This window comes from Brevibacillus porteri (genome assembly GCF_003013475.1).
GTDB classification, from domain to species: Bacteria; Bacillota; Bacilli; order Brevibacillales; family Brevibacillaceae; genus Brevibacillus; species Brevibacillus porteri.
In genome coordinates this window covers 60,797-83,917 of sequence record NZ_PXZO01000025.1, presented here as the reverse complement: position 1 = coordinate 83,917, position 23,121 = coordinate 60,797, and the positions used below count along the sequence as shown (strand labels likewise).

The window sequence follows — 23,121 nt, the reverse complement described above, 5'->3', positions numbered from 1 at the left end:
TTTTATTATTTGGATTGATAGATGAACGCTTTGATAATATGCCGTTGTGCCACAAAGAAAATCACGAGAATCGGTAGAATGAGGATCATGTTGCCCGCCATCATGACGTTCCACAAGGTTCCGCCGTCGGACATGTGCAAGCTGGATATTCCGATCGGCAAGGTGCGCACCTCGTCGCTGTTGGTCATAATCAGCGGCCAGAAATAGTCGTTCCAGTGGTAAATAAAGCTGAATAGTCCAAAAGTGACCAGCACAGGTTTCGCCATCGGGACCATGATCGTCCACATGATCTTCCATTCGGACGCGTTATCCAGACGTGCTGCCTCGATCACTTCATCGGGCACCTGCATGAATGCTTGCCTGAGCAGGAAGATTCCGAAAGCACTGGCTGCGTACGGCAAGATGAGCGACCACAGCGTATTAACGAGTCCCCAACCGCTCAATTGCACGTAGATCGGCAAAAAAATGACTTGTCCAGGAATCATCAAGACAATCAAGACAAGACCAAACAACAGATTGCGACCCGGAAACTTGTAGCGGGCAAAAGCGTAAGCCGCAGGCACCGCCGTCAAAAATTGCAGGATCAAGATCCCTACCGCAACCAGAATGCTGTTCCACGTATACATAAGGAACGGACCTGATTCCCACGCTTGGGCGAAATTGCTCCACTCCCACGTCTCAGGCAAAAGCGTCGGGGGAAATTGCCGGACCTCTGGCATCGTTTTGAAAGCCGTCGATGCCATCCACAGAAACGGGAACACAAACAGGAAAGCCACGATCAAAAGTCCAATCCATTCCACGGTCTTGCGTGAAGCCAAAACCACTCGATACATGCTGCTCCTCCTTTCTCACGAGTTCATCAGCGATAATGTACGCGCTTGGACATCACTAAGAAATGCAAAGCTGTTAAAATCCCTACCAGTATCAGCAAAATGACAGAGGCAGCCGAAGCAATCCCGCCATTGTAGAAGTCCATTCCCTGCTCGTAAATGTAGTAGACAAGCATGTTCGTACTATTGATTGGACCACCCTGCGTCATAATGGCAATCGTGTCAAATGCTTGAAAGGATGAGATCGTATTGATAATGAGCAAAAAGAAAATCGTCGGCGACAGCATCGGTATGGTAATCCGTCTCAGCGTCCGCCACCACGGTGATTGATCGAGCGCTGCTGCCTCGTATATATCGCCCGGTATGCTTTGCAAACCTGCGATGAAAATGAGCGTGTTATAGCCGACACCTTTCCAAATGCTGACGATAATCAGTGACAGCAAGGAGCTTTTCGGGTCAGTCAGCCACGTATAAGCAGGTAATCCGACCGCTTCCAGCCCTGCGTTCAACAGGCCAAACTGCGGGTCCATCAGCCACATCCACAGCATCGAGACGGATACCAGGGAAATGATGTGAGGACTGAAGACAGTCGCCTGAATAATGCCGTACACCTTTGCCTTTTTGTTCAGCCATAGTGCGAGCAGGAAGGATAGCGTCAGGCCAATCCCCACTGTCGCAATGGTAAAGACCGCGGTGTTTCCCAATACTTGATGAAAATCTCCGTCTACCATCAAGTCCTGATAGTTTTGCAAGCCTACCCATTCCATTTGCTCCAAATTGATCAATGACCAGTCCTGAAAGCTCAAATAAATGATCGAGCCAATCGGGTAAAAGAAGAACAGGACAAAGCAAATCAATGCGGGTGCCAGATACAAGTACGGACGCAGTCGGGATGCGAGCTCAGACCAGGCAAATGCCGACGGACGCACTTCTGTTTTCGACTGGCTTACACCCGGCAACTCCTGTACAGTTGCCGCTTTTCGCATCAGCTATCCCCTCCTGCACGTGTCGATACAGGCTCTCGTCCACTCATGCGCCCCACTCGTTTTCCGCTCCCTTTTTCGAACACATATATGTACTCCCACGGTACAGTGACCGTGACCGAGGAGCCGACCTGCATCGCTACCTCCGAGTCCGCTTTGACGATGACCCTGCCTTTTTCTGTCTCTACATGAAGGAGCGTATCTGAGCCGAGAATTTCTCTGGATACGACCTGACCTCGTGCGTTCCACATCTCTTCGCTCGTAATGGCAGAGACAACCATAGGCAACAACACTGCTTTTTCCGGGCGGAATCCCCATACGTGCTCACTCTTGCCCTCCGCAGAAACAATGTTCATCGGCGGAGAACCGATAAATTGGGCGACAAACAGATTTTCCGGCTCCTGATACAAATTCATTGGGGCCGCTACTTGCATAATGTGTCCGTCATTCATGACGACGATCTGATCGCCCATAGTCATCGCTTCTACCTGATCATGTGTCACGTAGATGAAAGTGCTACCGAGCTGCTTGTGCAGGCTCGTCAATTCCACACGCATCTGATTCCGCAGCTTCGCATCGAGATTGGAGAGCGGTTCGTCCATCAGGAAGACCTTTGGCTTTTTCACCATGGCCCGCGCGAGTGCAACACGTTGCCGTTGACCACCGGAGAGCTGAGAAGGCTTGCGCTTGAGGTAATCGGTTAGCCCGACGATTTCCGCGATCTCCTCTACCAGCACCTGGCATTCCTTTTTCGATATTCCGCGGTTTCTCAACCCATAAGCGATATTGTCATACACGTTCATTGTTGGGTAGAGAGCGTAATTTTGAAAAACCATCGCAATATCACGCTTGCCAGGTGGCAATTGGTTCACCGTTTGATCACCGATCATGATTTTGCCGTCCGTCACTGTTTCCAAGCCAGCGATCATCCTGAGTGTGGTTGATTTCCCACAGCCGGACGGACCTACCAGAACCGTAAAGGAGCCGTCTGGAATGACCAAATCCAATCCTTTGACCACGCTTTGATTCTGAAAGGCTTTCGTTACCTGCTCCAACACCACACGTGCCATTTGTTTTTATTTCCCTCCTTGTGCCTTTGCGGCCAGCATTTCCGTAACAAATGCCTCGAAATTAGCGTAGCGGTAATCCGGAAAAGCGTAGAGCCAGTTCTCTTGTCCGTACCACTCCAAAACGACAGACTGCACACCCGCTCCTACCGCAGCCAGTACATCATAGCGACTGTCACCGATCATCATGGCTTGCTCGGGACGTTTGTCTAGCGCCACCAGTGCTTTTTGTACAGGCTCAGCCGACGGCTTGCCTCGTGATACATCATCGACCGTGACGATTGCCTCAAACAGATGCTCAATCCCCGCCATCTTTAGACCAGCCAATGTAAACTCCCGTTGCTTGTTCGTGACGATCGCCATCGTGAAGCCCACCGCCTTCAGCTTTTCCAACCCTTCGCGAACAAACGGAAACAGTTTGACATGTTCTTCATGATGCTCCCGTACATAGGCGAAGTATCTCTGCAGCACTTCCTTTTTGTCAGGTACGCCTGCTGCTGTAGCAACTGCCGCCAAAAAATCATCAAACGATTCGCCAAAACGCGCGAGCAGCTCTTCCCTGCTAAAATGTCCCGGTGCGTACTGCTCAGCCGTAAAAGCAACGGCATCCACGACCGCATCCCGACTGTCTAGCAAAGTCCCGTCCAAATCAAATAACAACGCTTGAATCAAGGTTCACACACTCCTTCCACAGCAGGGGACTACCGACTGAAACAGCTGTCGCCCCATGCTTTAATACTTCCTCCATCTGTTCCCGCTTGCGAATCAGCCCGCCAGAAATGATCGGGGTATCGATAACACTTCGAAATTCTTCGATAAACTCCGGCAGCAAAGCAGGCATCAGCTCAACGGCGTCAGGCTGTGTATCCTGCAGGGAGGTTAGGCCTGATTTAATCGAGTCGCTATCGACCAAAAACAAACGCTGAATTGTCAGCAGGCCTTGCTTTTTCGCCAGCTTGACCAGTGTGTTGCGCGTAGTGACGATCCCGTCTGGCTTGACGTAATGCGCCAGAAATGCGATTCCTTCCCGGTCATGACTGATTCCGCCAATCCGCTCCAAATGAAGAAATACAGGGATATTTTTCGACTTAAAATAATCCACGTAGCCTTTGATTACACCAATGTTACCAATCGAGAGTACCGCAGCACTCAAATTTGCCTCTGCCGCTTTTTCCAGGTGCTTCGCTTCTTTTACGGAAGCGATTAGCTTGTACTGTGCCAGTTTTGCATGAAATTGTTCCTGGTTCACTCGCTTAAGCCTCCTTATGCCCAAGACAAAAAACCCTGCGACATGACAATGCCAAAGAACTCTCGATGAAAGTGCTTGGAAAGGCTGTCGGGGGTTTCTCCATGGCTCCAACCGAAGGGATTGTTCACTTGTTACTTTGAATGGTACTGTACGAGCGTTAAGGAATCTTGAAGCAAATGTTAATAAACGGAAAAGTTCCTGTAAGGATGGAATTGACGGAACGGAAGAGCGGATGTATGATCCATCTATATTCAAATAATCAAATATTCGAAAATACGAAAAGAAGGGTTGCAATCATGAAGTGGGCACCAAGATTCGAAGGCTACGATCTCGTTTCCTTTCGAAAAGACTGTGTATCAGGCTTAATCGTCGGCATTATCGCGATACCGTTGGGCATGGCATTTGCTATCGCCTCTGGAGTAAAGCCTGAGTACGGGATTTACACGACCATTATCGCCGGAATATTGATTTCTCTCTTTGGCGGTTCCCGCTATCAAATCGGGGGACCTACGGGCGCGTTTATCCCGATATTATTTGCAATCGTCATGCAATACGGTTATGCAGACTTGCTCCTCGCTGGATTCATGGCAGGAATTCTCCTTGTTCTCATGGGGACTCTACGGCTGGGAGGGCTGATCAAATTCATTCCGCGCCCCGTCATCATCGGATTCACTTCGGGGATTGCTGTTATCATCTTCTCCGGTCAAATTGCCAACTTTCTCGGCCTGGAACAACTGCAAAGACACGAGGATTTTTTGTCTAACATGGGGGAACTCGTCCTTCATCTGGATACGATCAATCTATACAGCGTAGCCATCGCTATTTTGAGTCTCGCCCTTATTTTGGTGACTCCCCGATTCTTCCGAAGCATACCGGCCTCTCTCGTCGGACTCGTAGTCTCCAGTGTCGTTTCCGTCCTCTTTTTGGAAGGAAAGGTAGCGACGATTGGCTCTACCTTTGGAGAGATACCGAGTACATTACCCGGGTTTCAATTTCCTGAAATCACATGGGAACGTGTCCAAAAGTTACTGAGTCCGGCCTTGATCATTGCTATACTAGGAGCGATAGAGTCTTTATTGTCTGCTGTCGTCGCCGATGGGATGACACGCAGTCGCCACAACAGCAACCGAGAATTAATCGGCCAAGGAATTGCCAACATCGTGACTCCGTTATTTGGGGGAATTCCGGCTACTGGCGCGATTGCGAGAACAGCCACCAACATTCGAACCGGGGCAACCTCCCCCATGTCTGGCATCATTCATGGTCTGGTCGTTTTGCTCATCCTGGTGCTGTTCGCCCCTTACGCCTCGCACATTCCGTTGGCGAGTATGGCGCCGATCTTGATGCTAGTTGCCTGGAATATGAGTGAGCGCAAGGAATTTACCCACATGCTAAAAGCGAAGACGAGCGATTCTCTTGTGCTGGTGCTCACCTTCCTTTTGACCGTTTTCACCAATTTAACTGTCGCTATTGAAGTGGGGTTGGTGCTGTCTATCCTGTTATTTGTCAAACGAACACGCGATAGCTTGCGGGTAGCTCAGGTGCTGCCTGATCCCTCGTCCAAACACGACAAAGTCATGCCGCATATGGTTACCGAGGGGCACGATTGCCCGCAAATCAGCATCTACACGATTGAGGGTCCGCTGTTTTTCGGGGATGCCGACTTGTTTGAAAGCTCCCTCACGCAAACCCTTCAACGACAACCAAAGGTATTGCTGCTGCGGATGGGAAAAGTCCCCCTGATGGACATGACCGGGGAAGCGAATTTGTCGCGGATTGTGAAACAATGTATGGACCAAGGGACAACAGTCCTTATTTCCGGAATCCAATCTGGCCCCAAGAAAATCTTGCAGCGTACGGGGCTATATGGCCTCGTAGGCGAAGCTCATTTTTTTGCTCATACTGGAGACGCGATCACGTATGCCCTCAGTTTACTGGATACTGGGAAGTGCCTCGGATGCAAGCATTTTGCCTTCCGCGAATGCACGCGTCTATCCGCTCCTACTGAAACTTCCACATGATGTTACGATCGGAGGAACCTATCATTGAATTTGGAACTACAACAATTTAAAGCGAATTTTTTCAAGGCGTTGGGTCATCCCCTGCGGATTCGGATTCTGGAACTGCTGGCGGAAGGAGATAAGAATGTAAACGAGCTTCAGACACTCATCGGGAGTGAAGGCTCCGCTGTTTCCCAACAGCTCGCCATTTTGCGGAACAACAATATCGTGTACGGAACGAAGGACGGAAACAAAGTCACCTACTCGCTGCGTGATCCGATGATCATCGAGCTATTGAGTGTGGCCAGACAAATTTTTAACAATCACCTGATTGATACGATCTCTATGCTGGATCGTTTTAACGAGGAATCATCGCTTGAGTCAACATAGGGGAGGAGAAGAAAAAGCACAGTTCTCTTCGACTCTGACACGCTAGCGTGGATGATTGACTGCTCGTCTCCATTTCAAAAAGGGGACCGTCGAGCCAAAGCCACCCTACGGGCGGAAGTTTTTCGAGGAAGAAGTGTTCGACAAGCGGGTCCCCTTTTTGAAGTTCCGACTGGGTAGGCGTTGTCAAGGTCTACGAGCTCTGTGCTTTTTCTTCTCACCAGCTTTAGTGGTTTATCGATACTTTTTAAAACTACCAAAAAGCCCAGGATCTGTAATCGTCCTGGGCTTACCTATTGTTACTGGGAAACGGCAATGACTGCATCCAATGCGATCAGCGCTTCTGCTTCAATGGCTTTTGCCATCACATCGGTGTGCGGGTTATAGGATTCGATTAGGTCTGCATCTGCATACCCGTCAATCGCCAAAATAGAGCCTGCCTTCATACCACGGAGAGCCGCAATCACGAAGAGAGCGGTGTTTTCCATCTCGACTGCCAAAACGCCAGCTTTTTGGTACAGCTTGTGCGGGAACTCCAACACCCCACTATAAAAGACATCGAGTGTCAGTGTGATTCCTTCGAATACCTTCAAGTCTGATGCGTTTGCTCCTGCTGCTTGTACAAGCGCGTCCACGACATGGCGATTGGCAACAGCCGGGAATCCCGCCGGAACCAACTGACTGGTCAAGCCATCTTGGCGAACCGCTGCGGAGCTGATGACGAGGCTGCCTGTCTCGATTTCTTTTTGGTATGACCCGGCAGTTCCTACACGAATGATGACCTGAACGCCGCCCTTCGCCAGCTCCTCGAAGCATACGGCCGCTCCCGGTGCACCTACCCCATGGCTCACTACCGCTACCTCAACGCCTTTCCACGTACCCGCATAGCTGTGATATTCACGGTTTTCCCCGATTTGACGCTGATCGTCGAGTTTCGAAGCAATCAAAGCTGCACGTTTTGGATCACCGCACACGATGACGCGCTTTGGCAGTTGTTCTGGATCTACCTTTAGATTCGTCAACATCTCAATCGAACTCCTTTTTCTCCCACTCATCCTCTGGGATCGGCAACGCTTCACCGGAGAACCGCTCTTCACGAAACGGGTCTGCGATCAAGTGAAAACCATTTTGCTCCCAAAAGCCGGGCTTGTTTTCGGTCATAAATTCAATTCCTCTGATCCACTTCACGCTTTTCCAGAAATACAGATGAGGAACAACCAGGCGAAGCGGCCAACCGTGCTTGTCCGTCAGTCGCTCTCCATCAAAGGAGTGAGCCAGCAGCACATCATCACGCTCCAGATCCGCAAGCGGCACATTGGCGGTATAGTCGTGATCACCGTGCAGCATGACGAAGTTCGCTCGTGGAGTCACGCCAATTGCTTGCAAAAAATCACGAAAACGCACGCCTGTAAATGCATTGTCAAAACGGGACCAGCGCGTCACGCAGTGAATGTCGCTCGTCACTGTCACCTGTGGCATCGCCATGATCTCTTCGTAGGAGAGCGTCACTTCTCGGTCTACCTCACCGAAAACACGCAGTGTCCATTCGCTCATGTCATACACCGGCACGTCTCCCTCATGCAAAATGGGAAACCGCTCTGTCAGGATTTGTCCTGGCGGAAGTCGTCTGGCGAGTCCCGGTCCCACTGGGGCGGGTACTTTCATTCTTTTGATCCGATCTGCCTTGTTCATAGCGCATTTCCCCTTGTCTTCGCTGTCTATATGACCTGTGTTTAACGGGTGCTCTGCTGATTATCGCTGCCGATCTGACTCTTGTTTTTCAAGAAGAACATCGCCACAATCGTCAGCACGTATGGTAGCATGGCAGTGAACTGGGTCGGAAGCGAAAAGCCCTGCAACCGAATACTAAGGGCATCCATCAACCCGAACAAAAAGCTCGAAGCCAAAATACCGAGTGGATGCGACTGCCCCATCATCATCGCTACCAATGCGATAAAGCCCCGGCCAGCCGTCATTCCTTCTGTAAACATCGTGACTTGCCCCAGTGAAAGCTGTGCCCCTGCAATCCCGCACAATGCACCACTCATCACAATCGCCAGCATCTGAAGTCCCGTCACTTTCAGACCGAGACTGCGTGCCGCAACGGGATTCAGACCAACTGCGAGGACGCGGAAGCCCGTAACCGTCCGATAAAAGAACACATACAACAGAATGGCAGCCAAAAACGCAAAATACACGAGCGGCGAATGACCAGAGACAATGCCTCCGATGACTGGAATATCGTGAATGAAAGGAATCTCGACGGTTGGCAAGCCAACCATATCCTTATCGTAAAACGCCCCTTTGACGCCAAAGATCGCCCGCAGTGCAAATGTCGTCAACCCCAGCGCGAGAAAGTTAATCGCCACACCGACGACGATTTCATTCGCCCTAAGCTTGATCGTCATGTACGCGAATAAGAGAGAAAAGACAATGCTGACCAGCGCTGCAATCAAAACGGCCAGAAAGAGATTCCCGGTAAAATGATTGCCGACGATCGCGGAAAAGGCACCGACCAGTACCAATCCCTCCAAGCCAACATTAAAAATTCCGACACGTGCGCAGAGCGCTCCACCCAAAGCTGCCAATAAGATCGGCGTGACCATCCGAATGGTAGAACTGAGGAGGGACCAATCAAAGAGCTCCATGCGATTCCCCTCCTTTTGCCTTCCGCTTTTTCCACCAGTCGTAGCTGAACTTGGCGGAGATGAACAATATCAATACGGCTTGTATAACACTTGCCAGCTCCAGCGGCACATCCGTATTGCGCTCTACACCCATGGCTCCTGTCTGAAAAGCAGCAAGCAGGATCGAAGTCACAATGATGCCAAGCGGGTGCGAGTTCGCAAGTAGAGCGGCCATCAGCCCCGTCCAGGCGAACCCTGGTACAGTCAGGGCACCGTCAACAAAACGATAGTGCGCCCCCATTACCTCTACGGTTCCCGCCAAGCCAGCCAGTCCACCACTGGCAAACATCCCGGTCAGCATCACCCGAATGCGATTAATTCCTCCGTATTGAGCAAACAGCGAGTTTTGACCTAGCATCTTCACTTCATAGCCAAAAGGCGAAAAACGAAGTACCCAGAACAACAGAAGCGCTGCAACGATCGCAAACAAAAACCCTGCATGCACGCTCATCCCGGCAAACAGCTTCGGAAGCCAAGCGCTTTTCTCCAGCATAACGGTCTGTGCCAGTGCCGCAGAACCCGAGCGATCCCGGAATGGCTCTGTCACGAGATAGCTCGCAAACAATACCGCGATATAGTTGAAAAGCAACGTAGAGATGAGCAACGGAATACGAAAGCGGGCTTCCATAAAGCCTGGCAACAACGCCCAGAACCCACCGACTGCCATCCCTGCGAAAATACCCGCCACAATTTTGATCATTCCCGGTGCTGGCAAGTAGATCGCGACTAACGCAGCACTGACGGCACCCAGCACCATTTGCCCTTCCGCCCCAAGATTGAATACCCCTGCCCGAAATGCGAGGGAAAGACCCAAGGCAATCAGCATGATAGGCGTGGCTCTCGCTAATGTAGACGTAAAGAAATAAAAACTGCCAAAGGCCCCTTTCCACATTTCCTGGTAGGTGCCCAAGATCGATTCGCCAACTGCAGCAATGACCAGCGCCCCGGTCAACAAACCGATGACGACAGCCAAGAACGGCTGAACCAATGACTTAGATAGCTCTTTGATTGCTGCCATGAATGCTTCCCCCCGCCATGATCACGCTGATTTTTTCTTCGGTTGCCTCCAGGCGTGAAAGCTCTCCAGCGATTCGCCCTTTATACATGACCAAAACCCTGTCAGACAAGGCGAGAATTTCGGACAACTCGGAGGAGACGAGCAAGATCCCGTCTCCCTGATTGCGCTTTTCAATCAGCGCCTGATGGATGTACTCCATGGCACCGATATCCACCCCTCGCGTAGGCTCAGCCGCAATCAAAAACGGGGTTTCATGTCCCAGCTCCCTTGCTACGATCAGCTTTTGCAAATTTCCACCTGACAGATTCCCTGCCAGCTCCTGCAATTGTCGAGAGCCAGTCTTGATGGCAAACTGCTCAACCCAGCCTTTTACGACTTGGCGGAATTTCTCCCGCAAAACGACGCCTCGGCGGTTGTAAGCAGGCTTTCGCTGATAGCCCATCAACGCATTTTCCTCGACGCTTGAGAGTTTGGCCGTTCCCCACAGGTAACGATCCTCCGGAATATGCGCCAAGCCGGCATCCCGAATGGTGGCTACTGATTTATTCGTCACATCTTTGCCGCCTAACCGCACCGTACCCTCCTGTGCCGCACGCAAACCACTGATCGCTTGTAGCAGCTCGGATTGACCATTCCCGGAAACACCTGCAATTCCTACGATTTCGCCGTGATGCACGGTAAAGCTGACTTGATCGAGCAATGTCTGCTTTTCTCGAACCGTGAGATTCTCCACCTGCAACAAGGGGCCTTTATCCAGAGGAACTCGCTCAGCTAGCTCCTGCAATTCACGTCCAACCATCAATCTTGCCAAATCATCCGCATTTGTCTCATTCCGCGAAACCGTTCCCGTCACTTTGCCTCCGCGCAGTACCGTAATACGATCGGCTACCTCCATGACTTCCTGCAACTTATGTGTAATCAAAATGACGCTCTTGCCACTCTCTGCCAGGTTTCGAATCGTTTGCAGCAGGTCGCGTACCTCCAGCGGAGTAAGTACAGCGGTAGGCTCGTCCAGCACGATAATATCCGCCCCTTGATACAGGACCTTAAGAATTTCGACCCGTTGCTGTTCCCCAATCGAGCAATTCGCTACCTTGGTCTGCGGATGAATCGGAATGCGATACTGCTCACTAAGCGCACCCACCTTGTCCTCCGCGTCATTTCTTTTGAAAAAACCCGCTTGTTTCGGCTCGTAGCCGATCACGATATTTTCAGTCACACTGAATTCTCCGAAGAGCATAAAGTGCTGGTGAACCATCCCGATTCCATTTCGAATCGCGTCCTCTGGTCCGCGAAAAACAACTGGCTTTCCGTTTAACACGATCTCTCCCGACGTCGGCTGCTCCATCCCGTACAGCATCCGCATCAGTGTCGTTTTTCCCGCTCCATTTTCCCCGACAATCGCGTGGACTTCTCCTGCTGCCAGTGAGAACGACACCTTGTCGTTGGCGGTAAAATCTCCGTACTTCTTGGTCATGGCCCTCATTTCCAAGCGATCGGTCATTCCCACTCCCTCATTTCTGTACGTCCTTTTATGAAAATGGAAGACCGACTACACAGCCGTAGTCGGTCACATCCATCACTGTGCACAAGCTTTAAATAAACGTTCAAAAAGTTGGCTTTTCAGCACCGAACTACCTTTTTAGAATTTATCTGGTACTTGGCGGGTGCCTGCTACAATTTCATCGCTGATCGCTTTCACTTTATCCACTACTTCTTGTCCAATAAAAGCGTTCAGAGGCGTTTTGCTTTCGTGCGTGACATAGGTTACGCCAACACCTTTTTCTTTCAAGCCGTACGCAACAACACCTGGTTTGAACGTTCCTTCTACAAAGTTCTTCACGGTTTCATAAGCTGCCGCGTCGGTCCCTTTCAATTGGGACAGAACGATATGCTCTGGATCGATCGTCGTACGGTCAACGTCCTGACCTGCTGTGAAGAAGCCTTTTTCCTTCGCCGCTTCGAAAACGCCGAGGTCGCCTACAGCTGCTGCACCGTTAATGAAGTCAGCGCCTTTGGAAGCTTGGAGCAAAGCCAATTCTTTCGCTTTTGCCGGGTCAGTGAAGCTTCCTACATAGTTGACCATCAGTTCTGCTTTTGGATTCGTCGCTTTCAATCCCTCTTCGAAGCCGACTGTCCATTTTTTCAACTGCGGAATATCGAGAGCGACAACCATACCTACTTTGTTCGTTTTCGTTGCCAGACCTGCTGCTGCTCCCACCAGGTAAGCCGCTTCCTGCTCGCGGAAGGTAACACTGCGAACGTTTGGCAAATCCACTACGGTATCAATAATCGCAAAATTACGGTCAGGATTTTCGGTTGCTACTTTTTTCAATGCATCCTCTGATGTAAAGGAAGAAGTGATGATCAAATCATAATTTTCTGCAACAGCCACGCGCAAATTCTCTTCAATCGCTCCATGGTCCGTAGATTCAATCGTTTTCACTTCTGCGCCCAGCTCTTGTGCGGCTTTCTTTGCACCCTCATCCATTTGTTGGAAGAACGGATTCACACCAATTTTCTCGGGCAAAATCAAGGCAATTCGCTTTTTGTCCGCGCCCTCTTGTCCTGCTGCTTGTCCTCCTGGCTGATCTGCAGGTGCGCTTGTGCCAGTCGAGCACCCTGTTGCCAATACTGCGAATGTCGTTAATGCCAGCAATAACTTCTTCATGATGTATCTCTCCCTATCCGAACTTTACGTTTTTCTTTATCCTATTAGGTAATGTACGGCTTTTTACCTATTTTTTCAATACCATTTACGAATATTCTCTTATAAAAATAATTTATCGTTCGTTTATTTACTCCTCCCCTTTTACAAATACAACAAAAAAACTCTTCCCGGAGGAAGAGTTTGCGTACGTAGCCGTTCTCTTCCTCATCTGTCAAAACCATGGTACAGGTTTTGCAGGAATTGGCACCTTTCTGTTCATGCATAGACATGATCAGTGGTTGCCGGGCATCATCGGGCCAGTCCCTCCGCCGCTCTTGATAAGGTAGGTGAATATATTTAGTTACAATGGAATTCATTCTAGCAGAACGGTTCGAAAATGCAATTCTTTTTTCTCAATTCCAAACACTTCTAAAAGTGAATAAAAGTTTAACAGTCGTCTTTCCAGCATCGAGAAACAACCTATTTCACGTGAAAGGTTTGCTGGAGACGATGAGACAACGTATTCAGCTCGCCCAGCTCTTCCGTAATCTCACGCACTTTTTGATGCTGGTTTTCTGCTGTCGCAAACAGCTCTTCTAAGTTGGCTACCGATTCCTCGGTTACGGCTGTAATGGTCGACATCTCGATGGCAACTTCTCCGGAACGCACTTTTACCCGGTCCATGCTGGAGCTTACTTGATCAGCTGCTTGCAGGAAGGCCATCATCCCGGCACGCACTGCTTCGATGGAGGCCACTGTTTTCACGGCCAGTTCTTGGCCTTTTGCAACAGACGTTTCCCCATTGTTCATATGCTGCACCGCATTCTCACTTTCCTGGTGGAGTGATTTCAGAATGTCGGTAATTTCCTGCGTAGCTGTCGCGCTTTGTTCTGCCAGCTTTCGTACCTCGTCCGCTACAACAGCAAATCCCCGTCCATGTTCGCCTGCACGCGCCGATTCAATCGCCGCATTGAGCGCCAAGAGATTCGTTTGTGTCGCGATCTGATTAATAGCGCCAACAATTTCCTCTACACGGTTCGCCTGCCGATTGAGCTGGTGAATCGTGGAGGCTGCTACATTGACTGCCTGCACAATTTGCTCCATCTGCGAGGACAGCTCGTTCATCATCTGAACGCTTTCTGTCAGACGACGGTTGTTTTGTTGCGATTCCGTTTTCATTGCGTTGGTCTGTGTTGTGACTGCCTCGATTTCCTGGTCGATGGATTGAACCTCTTCTTCGATTTTCACCGTAGAATTCGCCTGCGATTCCATACCTGTAGCGACTTCCTTAAAGGCCACCATCATTTCATCTGTATTGCGCTTCGTACCTTCCGCATGCTCATGCACATGATCGCTCGTACGATCCAGCTGTTCCGTCATTTGCTGGATGTTCAAAAGCATTTCTCCCAGACGGCGCTCCTTCTCTTCCGCTTCCTGCCTTGCGTCATCAGCTTTTCGCAAGGAGGCTTGTCCGGCGAGACATAGATACGTGACGGCTCCCATCATCATGAGAATCGTGACAATACGCATAAGCAAATTGAGCTCCGAAAAATCACCTTCGAAAATCTCGTAGGTTCCCGTATAAAATCCAACAATCGTAACGATGATTTGGGCAATTCCCGCTGTAACTACCAGCTTCCAGTCCAAATAGGCTGCCAAAAAGCCCATGACGATAAAGGCGAGGAAGGTAACCTCCTGGTAATCGGTAAAGTGATCGAAGGAAATAGCATAAAACATAAGTCCGATTGCTACCAGATAACGAATGACATGACTATCTTTGCGAATGAAATAATACGGCGAAACAATTAAAGTGACCAGCAATCCCAAGGACGTCACTTTCCAGAAGTTCACATCCACTTGGTAGGCAATGAGTCCCGCCATCCACAAATGATTCCATAGGATGAAAATCATAAAGCCTTCTTTGTCAGTCAAGGTATTGCGAATCAATTGAATCATAATTGCCCCCCTTTTCCTCTTTACTTATGTATCGGATTCTTTCCCCATTATATAGCCAAACCTTTGCCAAATTTGTGAAAAAAGTGAGAACAGCCAAAAACAATTTCGAATAGGCTATTACACAACTCACACGTACAGGAGGCAAACGGAGAAAAGTGGAACTCAATCAATTGCCAGCCACCGTGCTGACACGGACAATTAGCCGACCGAACACCACCATTTACTACCCGCAATTGGCAGGCCTAGCCAACCAGCAAGCGGAAAAAGATATCAACCGGGCGATTTATCAAACGGTTCAAGGCTTAATTCACGAGCAGCAACGGGTCCAGGTACCAGGAAATACAGAAATGCAAGGAAGCTACGAAATCAAGACAAACGAACGCGGCATTTTCAGTGTCGTGTTGAGCAACTACGCCTACACACCGCAAATGGCTCACGGCATGACCTTCCTCGGGTCAATCACCGCAGATATCCAAACAGGCAAGCTGTATACGCTGCGTGAATTATTCAAGCCAGGAAGCGATTACGTCAAGGTGATTTCTGAAAACATCAAGCGTCAAATCAAAGAAAGAAGCATCCCCACACTCAATGGCTTTACTTCGATTAAGCCCGATCAAGATTATTACCTAGCCGACAAAGCACTGGTCATCTACTTCCAGTTGTACGAAATTACGCCTTACTACGTCGGTTTCCCCATGTTCCCCATTTCGGTTTATGAACTGGAGCCGCTCATCAATGAAAAAGGACCATTGAGTATCTTATCCGCAGATTAATGCATCACCATATTTTTCAGCCAGGTGAGTGTCTTCTTCCATGACAGTCGCCTGATTCTATTTGTGTCAGAAAATCCATTATTTCGCCACCGAATAAACGTTTACTTATATGTCCCGAACTGCTAGTATGTTATTGTACATATTTACTTAAGCAATAAAGTGTACGATATATCGGACCAGCTTTCCTGGAGGTATATATTCATGCAATATTATGGTCATCGAATTAGCCAAACCGCAAGAATATTCAGTAAATCGTTAAATGGGACTATGTCTCCCATGGGATTATACAGTTCGCAATGGGGGATTATCCTTTGCTTGCATTACCGTGAATCGCTCACCCAGGTTCAATTGAGTAACTACCTGAATGTGGAAGCGCCGACGATTACCCGGACACTCACCCGATTGGAAGAGATGGGCTGGATTATTCGCTCAGAGGGTGATGACAAGCGTGAGCGCTATGTGTCCTTGTCTCCGCAAGCAGTCGAACGTTTCCCGGAATGGCTGGAAGCTGCCAAAGAGCAAGAGGAACTGGCACTCCGCGGCCTTGACGAAGCAGAACTCGCTATCTTTAACCGCGTACTGAAGAAAATGAACGATAATTTGCAGCCATTGTAGCAAGTAAAAAATGACTTCTCCCAAAAGCAGTTTGGTGAAGTCATTTTTTGTTAGCCATTTTTCCTTGTGCTATGGATGATGGTGTTGAGCTCTTGTTCCAATTGAATCAGTTCAAGCTGTATCTGTTGCTTTTGCAATTGTTTTTTCTGTTGCAGCACTTGTTTTTTCAAATCATTTGATTCTTTGTCATTTGCCTCTTTCGCTGTAGAAGTATCCTGGTCCGGTTCCACCTGTCCAGTCGAGCCTATAGCAGTGAGGAAGGCACCCAGAACTGCAATCCACCCGCCTACCGCTACCAGCTCATTCGCCAGATTTTTGTCAATCATCCTTCTTCCCTCCGTTTTTGGATGGCTTCTCCTGCAAATTCTTCTTTATATCTTGCATACTGTCTCGTAATTGAGCAATTTGCTGTTCAATTCGTTTGAATTGCCTATCATCATCGTTATCATTGTCATTGCCATTCTTATTCTTCCCATTGGCTTTCTTGTTCGATTGGATCAGCGGTTGCGCCGAAGTCGCATTTTCGCAGGCAGGCTTTTGACTTAATTTGGTTGTTTTATCAATGGCGAGTATGACAAAGCCAATCGAAATAATCCAAAGTGCTATTACAGCGGTATCATCATCATCACAAAAAAACATAGATACCTCCATGCCAACAAAAGGTCGTGGTTTGATAAGTGGCCCTTCTATACAATACGCTTCTGCCTAATTCCTCGTGACATCGGGATCATTACTTTCCTGATGTTGTTCTGTCATGCAAAAAGGCTCCCCACCAAGCACACTCGTGCCCAGCAAGAAGCCTATTCGTTATGATCGTATTCGTTATTGCATGCGTTTTGCGATATTGCGAGCCATCCAGACCCCAGCAGCTCCGGCCTGTGCCAGACCACGTGTAATTCCGGCACCATCCCCGCCACAGAACAATCCCTTGATTTCCGTTTCGAATTCCTCCGTCAGTTTCGGACGTGCCGAGTAGAATTTTGCTTCCACTCCGTAGAACAATGTGTGCTCGGAGGCAATTCCCGGTGTTACCTTGTCCAGAGCTTCCACCATCTCGATCAAACTTTTCATCGTATTGTAAGGCAACACGAGTCCCAAATCACCCGGTACCGCTTCCTTCAGAGTAGGCTCCAAGAAGCCTTCCTTAATACGCGACTCAGTAGAACGGCGACCGCGCAAGATATCGCCGTACTTTTGTACGATGACCCCACCGTTTGACAGATCATTCGCTCGCTTGCAAATTTCTCTCGCGTACTCATTCGGCTTGTCAAACGGCTCTGTAAACGTATGCGATACCAAGAGCGCAAAGTTCGTATTCATCGAGCCCAGCGCTGGGTCTTTGTAAGAGTGCCCGTTTGCTGCCATCACTCCACTATGGTTTTCCACGACTACGTGACCGGATGGATTGCTGCAAAACGTCCGTACACGCGTTCCGACAGATGTATTGAAAATGAATTTTCCTTCGTACAAGTGTTCATTGATTTCGCGCATGACGACATCGGACGTCTCCACACGTACGCCTACGTCGACTTGATTGTTGTACATTTTCAGGCGACGCTTTTTCAGGATATCCGTCAACCAAGCGGAGCCATCGCGTCCTGGTCCGATTACCACGTAATCAGCTTCATACTCCTGGCCGTTTTTCAAGACGACACCTTTTACCTGATGTCCGTCTGCTTCTTTCACCGTAATGATGTCCTCGACCTCCGTCTTGAACATCATGTCGACATGCTTTTTCAAATGCTCGAAGATCGACTGGAGAATCTCCAGGTTTTGCTCCGTTCCCAAGTGACGTACCTGTGCTCGCAACAGCTTGAGTCCTGCTGCATAGCCGCGCTGCTCGATGCTCTTGATCGTCTCTGTGGTCGGGTCCGTAATCGAGTGGGTAGCCCCATGCTCCAAATTGATTTCATCTACGTACTTGATCAGCCCAAGTACAGCGGAAGGGCTGAGATAGTCTGTCATCCAACCGCCAAATTCGGTGGTGATGTTAAATTTGCCATCGCTATAGGCGCCTGCTCCACCAAAACCACTGGTAATCGAACAGGCCGGCAAACAGCCTGCGAATTCTTTTTTTCCTGCTGGCGGCGGGCAGAGCTTGATCTTTTCTTCCAAGATCGGACAGCGTCTGCTATAGATGTCATGCCCTTTATCAATCAACAGCACCTTGGCATTCGGTGCTTTTCGCATTACCTCGTAGCATGTAAAAATCCCTGCTGGTCCTGCTCCTACAACGATCACATCATACTTGTTCATTTCGTTCCCTCCCCAAAAAAATGCAAAAAATTCCCGGCCGACGAATAGGGTATACCAAACCTGCCCTATTCGTAGCCGGGAATTTACGGTTCCCTGTAGAGACCCTCAAACCATATTTCTGAGGATATACGAATACAAATCACTATTTCATTCGTCAAGCCTGTGTTGTTCTTCACAACAATATGTATAGTAGCTTATAAGGTGAATCAAGTCAACCGAAAACAGCCTATTTATTCGTCTTTTAAAGTTATTTTTATCGTAAACATGACTTTACAATCCGCTAACACACCAAAACCCGAACATTTAAAAGCGAACATTCGTTATTTCTATACATGACGCTCATCTGCTCAGGAAGGAATCAATCACAAACGAATAGAATAGAAAGAATTTTAAGAAATATTTCTGATCATTATTTCACTCAAATCGAGTGCAAAAAGTCGTCTTTTCAGCATCGAGAAAGGGGCGAGAACCTGAAGAAGGAGGAGCGGAGTGTAGGGAACCTACATGAGCACCGGACTTCGAAGGTGAATGTCTCTTTCGAAGTCGAATCAGCTTTCAGGACTACTCCATGATCAAAAGACGACTTTTTGAACAACCTCTTAAAAAAGGATGAGGCCTGTACATGCGGGATTATCGCTATTATCAGTCTGCCTTTGCCGGTGTTCCCAAGCCGTTCGCTTTCGTCGACCTAGATCTGCTGGAGGAAAATGCGGAGCAAATCAGTTTGCAAAGCAATGGAAAACCCGTTCGAATCGCGAGCAAGTCGATCCGAAGCGTTGCCATTCTCAAACATGTATTGCAGTTGGACGATTGCTTTCGTGGTCTCATGTGCTATTCCGCTCCTGAGGTGCTTCACCTGTGCGAGGCAGGCTTCGATGACCTGCTGCTTGGCTATCCCCTCTGGGAAAAAAGCTGGCTTTTGTCCATCGCCTCTGAGATTAAAAACGGACGCTCCATTACTTTGATGATCGACTCTCTCCCTCATGTCGAACAGCTCGAACAAATCGCCCGGGAAACAGGAACCAGACTGCCGGTCTGTCTCGATATCGACATGTCGTCAGATGTGTTGGGGCTGCATTTCGGCGTCTGGCGCTCTCCTCTTCGCTCTCTCGAGGCGTCCCTCTCCCTTGCCAAGCGCGTTGCTTCCTCCGATCATCTCTACCTAGATGGTGTCATGGGGTACGAAGCTCAAATTGCTGGCGTAGGTGATCGATACCCTCGTCAATTCCTGAAAAACAGCATCATTCGTCTTCTCAAGCAATATTCCGTGAAAGAAGTGGCTGCTCGACGTGCCACACTGGTGCATGCCATTCGCGAGCTAGGCATTTCTCTGCGCTTCGTAAACGGTGGAGGAACGGGCAGCTTGCACTTGACCGGGAAAGAAGACGCTGTTACAGAGGTGACAGCAGGCTCCGGATTTTTTTCGCCTGGGCTCTTTGACTACTTTCAAGATTTTCGGTTTCATCCTGCTGCCGGATTTGCTCTGGAGATTATCCGCAAGCCCACAGAGCATATCTACACATGTGCCGGCGGAGGCTACATCGCCTCTGGTTCTGCTGGGCGTGACAGACTCCCCAAGCCTTACTTGCCAACGGGAGCAAAGCTGTTCCCCAACGAAGGAGCAGGTGAAGTACAGACACCGATCCACTATCAAGGCATGGAAACGCTGGAGTTGGGAGACCCGATCTTTTTCCGCCATGCCAAAGCAGGAGAGCTCTGCGAACGTTTTACCCGGCTGTATTGCATCTCTGGCGGGAAAATCATCGAGGAAGTGACCACCTATCGGGGGGATGGATTATGCTCACTGTAAAGAAGCACGCGAATCACTGGGCCAATTGGACAGGAAATGTACAAAGCCAGCCAAAGCAAATCGCGATGCCAGAGTCCGTAGATGAGGTCGTGCAGCTTGTCCTTGCTTGCCAAAAGGCAGGTACACGGATTCGAGTCGTCGGTTCCGGTCATTCCTTCACGCGGCTCGTCCAGACAGAAGATTGCTTGCTATCCCTAGATCATCTCCAAGGAATCGTCAGTGTAGATCCTGCCTCTGATACCGTTGAAGTCTGGGCAGGCACCAAGCTCAAGACACTCGGACACCTCCTGCATCAAGCGGGCTACTCCCAAGAAAACCTCGGAGACATTAACGCCCAGTCCATTGCAGGGGCCGTCAGCACCGGAACGCATGGCACAGGCATTCATTTTGGCAGCATCTCCACGCAAGTCGTCGGGCTGACAGTCGTGACCGCCTCCGGCGAAGTCTTGGAAGTATCTGAGCAATCCCGTCCGGAGCTGTTCAAAGCCATGCAAGTCTCTCTTGGTCTCTTGGGCATCATCGTACGCGTCAAGCTGCGTGTCCTCCCAGCCTATCGCCTGCGCTACCAAAGCCGTCGCATGCAGCTAGAGGAGTGCCTGTCCTCTCTGGAGACGTTTAAAACCGAGCATCGGCATTTCGAATTCTTTATCTTCCCCTATTCGGATACCGTTCAGGTGAAATTCATGAACGAGACCAACGATCCCCCCAGCGGCAATCAACGATGGAGCTATTTGAAAAAAATGGTGGTGGAAAATGGGCTATTTTGGCTCTTGTCCGAGAGCTGCCGATTGCGCCCTTCTCTCACCAAAAGCGTCAGCAGGCTGTCCGCCCAAAGCGTTCCCTCTGTCCATGAGAGCGGCTACAGCCATCAGCTTTTCGCCACCCCTCGCCTTGTTCGTTTTTACGAAATGGAATACTGCCTACCCGCTGAGCATATGGGCGATGCCATACTGGAGCTGCGTCAGGCGATTGAGCAGGAACGCTTTGCCGTTCATTTTCCGCTGGAATGCCGGTACGTCAAAAAGGACGACATCTGGCTCAGTCCCGCTTACGAAAGGGATAGTGCCTTCATTGCCGTCCACATGTACAAGGGCATGCCGTACGAAGCATACTTTGCCCGGATGGAGGAGATTTTCGCCCGATATGGCGGACGTCCACACTGGGGGAAAATGCACAGCATGACCGCCGAACAGCTCCATCAGGTCTATCCTCGCTTGTCTGATTTCCTCGCCATTCGCTCTGTGCTCGACCCTGACGGTTTGTTCGTGAACCCGTATTTAGCCGAGCTGTTCGGCATCTCCTGAAGACAAACCTTACGCCACAAAAATGCCCCGACCATATCATCATGGCAGGGGCATTTTTCTATTGAGCAGGAAGACTTAGCCTTGCGTTGGGAGATTCGGTTGATGCGCCTTTTTGCGTCCATAGCGCACATAATAGAAGGTATAGAACAGCACGAGCGCACCAATTCCGTAGAAGAGTCCAATTCGCTGTGTCGGGTCAAACGCAGGGAAGATCAGAATGAATGTACAAAGAGCCAGACACAGGAGCGGCATCACCGGGTAAAACGGGGCTACGAACTGCAAATCTTCTATTTTTCCACCCTCTCGCAAGTATTGACGACGGAAATTAAATTGAGAGAGAGCAATCCCCATCCACGTGAAGGTGACCGCAATACCGGATACAGACATGAGCAGCACGTATACCGTATCCGCTGCAACCACGCTGGTTAACAGAGACAGAAGCGAGAACGCCAGCGTCGCTAAGAGTGCGTTCAAGGGCACTTTACGCTTGGTCAACTTCCCAAAAACAGGATGCGCCATATTGCTATGGGAAAGTGACCACAACAAGCGAGTGGCTGCGTACAAGCATGAGTTACCGACAGACAACAAAGCCGTCAAGATGACGAAGTTCATGATATCCGCTGCAAAAGGAATCCCCACTGCATCAAATACCGTCACAAACGGGCTCTCCAAGAGTCCCAGCTCACTCGATGGAAAGAGTGCAGACAAGATCGTGACTGACGCCACATAGAACACGAGAATGCGAAACACAACGTTGCGAACCGCCCGCGGAATGGTCTTCTGCGGGTCTTCTGCTTCACCGGCTGCAATTCCGATCAATTCAGAGCCTTGATAAGAGAATACGACGTTCATCATCGTCACAAAGACGATCGCAATGCCAAACGGGAATAGTCCCCCATCTGCCGAGAAGTTGGAGAGAAACGGAGCGGGTCTTCCTTCCATATTGACAATACCGAATATAGCACCTAGTCCGACAATAATAAACATAAGTACAGCGAATACTTTAATTCCGGCAAACCAGTATTCGGTTTCTGCAAACCCTTTTGTCGTTAGCGCATTGAAGGCAAAGAGCAAAACGATAAAGAGCGCGCACCAAATCCAGATCGGCGTATCCGGGAACCACCTTTGCATGACCATGCCCGCGGCAGTGAACTCTACCCCGGCCGTTGTAGCTGACCCTAGCCAATACATCCATCCCAGTGTAAACCCACTCGCCGGACCAATATACTTGCTGGCATAAGCTTGGAAAGAGCCTGTTACTGGCATTTTTACAGAAAGCTCACCCAGGCACGTCATGACCAGATACAGCAGAACCCCGCCGACAATATAGGCGAGAAGCGCCCCACCAGGTCCAGCCTGATTGATCGTGAAGCCAGCATTGAGGAAGAGCCCTGTCCCGATCACGCCACCTAACGACAGCATAAACAAATGGCGACTTTTCATGGAGCGTTGTAGCTGTGTGTCTCTTTCATTCCCAGTGTTCATATGATTCCTCTCTTTCACCAGCTTATTAAGAGGTCTATCAGGGGTCTATAA

General features: G+C 49.5%; 22 protein-coding genes and 2 riboswitches. Of the genes, 6 read left to right on the top strand and 16 right to left on the bottom strand.

Annotated features, from left to right (window positions below):
• Positions 1-5: 5 nt before the first annotated feature.
• From C7R92_RS14365 to C7R92_RS14345, 5 genes are read right to left on the bottom strand one after another with little or no spacing between them, the layout of a single operon-like run.
• The gene (locus C7R92_RS14365; RefSeq protein WP_007720517.1) at positions 6-833 is read right to left on the bottom strand and encodes a carbohydrate ABC transporter permease; all 828 of its coding nucleotides are present in this window, start codon (positions 831-833) and stop codon (positions 6-8) included.
• 26 nt (positions 834-859) lie between these two features.
• Positions 860-1,816 carry a carbohydrate ABC transporter permease gene (locus tag C7R92_RS14360; protein ID WP_017252465.1) on the bottom strand — a complete coding sequence of 319 codons (957 nt, stop codon included), beginning with the start codon at positions 1,814-1,816 and terminating at the stop codon, positions 860-862.
• Positions 1,816-2,883 carry an ABC transporter ATP-binding protein gene (locus C7R92_RS14355; protein WP_106834729.1) on the bottom strand — a complete coding sequence of 356 codons (1,068 nt, stop codon included), beginning with the start codon at positions 2,881-2,883 and terminating at the stop codon, positions 1,816-1,818. The genes C7R92_RS14360 and C7R92_RS14355 overlap by 1 nt, the downstream gene beginning before the upstream one ends.
• A 6-nt stretch (positions 2,884-2,889) precedes the next feature.
• Positions 2,890-3,552, bottom strand: coding sequence for an HAD family hydrolase (locus tag C7R92_RS14350; RefSeq protein ID WP_106834728.1), 663 nt, complete (start codon positions 3,550-3,552; stop codon positions 2,890-2,892).
• Positions 3,530-4,129 carry a glycerol-3-phosphate responsive antiterminator gene (locus C7R92_RS14345; protein WP_069851166.1) on the bottom strand — a complete coding sequence of 200 codons (600 nt, stop codon included), beginning with the start codon at positions 4,127-4,129 and terminating at the stop codon, positions 3,530-3,532. Before C7R92_RS14345 ends, C7R92_RS14350 begins: the two co-directional genes overlap by 23 nt.
• Positions 4,130-4,425: 296 nt before the next feature.
• Between C7R92_RS14345 and C7R92_RS14340 the strand changes: the two genes are divergently transcribed.
• Together C7R92_RS14340 and C7R92_RS14335 are read left to right on the top strand one after the other, a co-directional pair.
• Entirely contained in the window at positions 4,426-6,150 is a 1,725-nt protein-coding gene (locus C7R92_RS14340) for a SulP family inorganic anion transporter (protein ID WP_106834727.1), read from the top strand.
• A 24-nt stretch (positions 6,151-6,174) separates the two neighbouring features.
• Positions 6,175-6,519 carry an ArsR/SmtB family transcription factor gene (locus C7R92_RS14335; protein WP_069851171.1) on the top strand — a complete coding sequence of 115 codons (345 nt, stop codon included), beginning with the start codon at positions 6,175-6,177 and terminating at the stop codon, positions 6,517-6,519.
• A 296-nt stretch (positions 6,520-6,815) separates the two neighbouring features.
• Here the strand turns inward: C7R92_RS14335 and C7R92_RS14325 are convergent, their stop codons facing one another.
• The 7 genes from C7R92_RS14325 to C7R92_RS14295 form a co-directional block, all read right to left on the bottom strand.
• Positions 6,816-7,541 (bottom strand): nucleoside phosphorylase, encoded by a 726-nt coding sequence (locus tag C7R92_RS14325; RefSeq protein ID WP_069851173.1) that lies wholly within the window; start codon positions 7,539-7,541, stop codon positions 6,816-6,818.
• A gap of 1 nt (position 7,542) precedes the next feature.
• A complete protein-coding gene (locus C7R92_RS14320) occupies positions 7,543-8,208 on the bottom strand; it encodes a sulfite oxidase-like oxidoreductase (RefSeq protein ID WP_069851175.1) in 666 nt (221 codons plus the stop codon).
• 41 nt (positions 8,209-8,249) lie between these two features.
• Positions 8,250-9,164 (bottom strand): ABC transporter permease, encoded by a 915-nt coding sequence (locus C7R92_RS14315; protein WP_017252473.1) that lies wholly within the window; start codon positions 9,162-9,164, stop codon positions 8,250-8,252.
• Positions 9,151-10,221: an ABC transporter permease gene (locus C7R92_RS14310; protein WP_106834726.1), complete on the bottom strand. Its 1,071-nt coding sequence runs from the start codon at positions 10,219-10,221 to the stop codon at positions 9,151-9,153. Before C7R92_RS14310 ends, C7R92_RS14315 begins: the two co-directional genes overlap by 14 nt.
• Complete coding sequence (locus tag C7R92_RS14305; RefSeq protein ID WP_106834725.1) at positions 10,196-11,725, bottom strand: ABC transporter ATP-binding protein; 1,530 nt, start codon at positions 11,723-11,725, stop codon at positions 10,196-10,198. The genes C7R92_RS14310 and C7R92_RS14305 overlap by 26 nt, the downstream gene beginning before the upstream one ends.
• Positions 11,726-11,863: 138 nt before the next feature.
• Entirely contained in the window at positions 11,864-12,892 is a 1,029-nt protein-coding gene (locus C7R92_RS14300) for a BMP family lipoprotein (RefSeq protein ID WP_106834724.1), read from the bottom strand.
• A 201-nt stretch (positions 12,893-13,093) separates the two neighbouring features.
• Positions 13,094-13,216, bottom strand: a riboswitch (SAM riboswitch).
• 135 nt (positions 13,217-13,351) lie between these two features.
• Positions 13,352-14,827 carry a methyl-accepting chemotaxis protein gene (locus C7R92_RS14295; protein WP_106834723.1) on the bottom strand — a complete coding sequence of 492 codons (1,476 nt, stop codon included), beginning with the start codon at positions 14,825-14,827 and terminating at the stop codon, positions 13,352-13,354.
• Between the two features lie 155 nt (positions 14,828-14,982).
• Here C7R92_RS14295 and C7R92_RS14290 point away from each other — a divergent pair, with 155 nt between their 5' ends.
• Together C7R92_RS14290 and C7R92_RS14285 are read left to right on the top strand one after the other, a co-directional pair.
• Positions 14,983-15,600, top strand: coding sequence for a DUF3298 and DUF4163 domain-containing protein (locus C7R92_RS14290; RefSeq protein ID WP_017252478.1), 618 nt, complete (start codon positions 14,983-14,985; stop codon positions 15,598-15,600).
• A 201-nt stretch (positions 15,601-15,801) separates the two neighbouring features.
• The gene (locus C7R92_RS14285; protein WP_007720039.1) at positions 15,802-16,215 is read left to right on the top strand and encodes a MarR family winged helix-turn-helix transcriptional regulator; all 414 of its coding nucleotides are present in this window, start codon (positions 15,802-15,804) and stop codon (positions 16,213-16,215) included.
• A 50-nt stretch (positions 16,216-16,265) separates the two neighbouring features.
• Here C7R92_RS14285 and C7R92_RS14280 read toward each other — a convergent pair whose 3' ends face one another.
• The 3 genes from C7R92_RS14280 to C7R92_RS14270 all read right to left on the bottom strand — a co-directional run bounded on the left by C7R92_RS14280 (position 16,266) and on the right by C7R92_RS14270 (position 18,471).
• Positions 16,266-16,541 carry a hypothetical protein gene (locus C7R92_RS14280; protein ID WP_106834722.1) on the bottom strand — a complete coding sequence of 92 codons (276 nt, stop codon included), beginning with the start codon at positions 16,539-16,541 and terminating at the stop codon, positions 16,266-16,268.
• Entirely contained in the window at positions 16,534-16,854 is a 321-nt protein-coding gene (locus C7R92_RS14275) for a hypothetical protein (protein ID WP_106834721.1), read from the bottom strand. Before C7R92_RS14275 ends, C7R92_RS14280 begins: the two co-directional genes overlap by 8 nt.
• A 183-nt stretch (positions 16,855-17,037) precedes the next feature.
• Entirely contained in the window at positions 17,038-18,471 is a 1,434-nt protein-coding gene (locus C7R92_RS14270) for an NAD(P)/FAD-dependent oxidoreductase (protein WP_106834720.1), read from the bottom strand.
• A 52-nt stretch (positions 18,472-18,523) separates the two neighbouring features.
• A riboswitch (purine riboswitch) is annotated at positions 18,524-18,623 on the bottom strand.
• Between the two features lie 470 nt (positions 18,624-19,093).
• Between C7R92_RS14270 and C7R92_RS14260 the strand changes: the two genes are divergently transcribed.
• Positions 19,094-20,281 carry an amino acid deaminase/aldolase gene (locus C7R92_RS14260; protein ID WP_106834718.1) on the top strand — a complete coding sequence of 396 codons (1,188 nt, stop codon included), beginning with the start codon at positions 19,094-19,096 and terminating at the stop codon, positions 20,279-20,281.
• Positions 20,269-21,585 (top strand): D-arabinono-1,4-lactone oxidase, encoded by a 1,317-nt coding sequence (locus C7R92_RS14255; RefSeq protein WP_106834717.1) that lies wholly within the window; start codon positions 20,269-20,271, stop codon positions 21,583-21,585. The genes C7R92_RS14260 and C7R92_RS14255 overlap by 13 nt, the downstream gene beginning before the upstream one ends.
• A 75-nt stretch (positions 21,586-21,660) precedes the next feature.
• On the opposite strand, the gene C7R92_RS14250 is transcribed toward C7R92_RS14255, so the two are convergent.
• On the bottom strand, positions 21,661-23,070 hold the full coding sequence (locus C7R92_RS14250; protein ID WP_106834716.1) for an amino acid permease: 1,410 nt from the start codon (positions 23,068-23,070) through the stop codon (positions 21,661-21,663).
• Positions 23,071-23,121 lie beyond the last annotated feature (51 nt).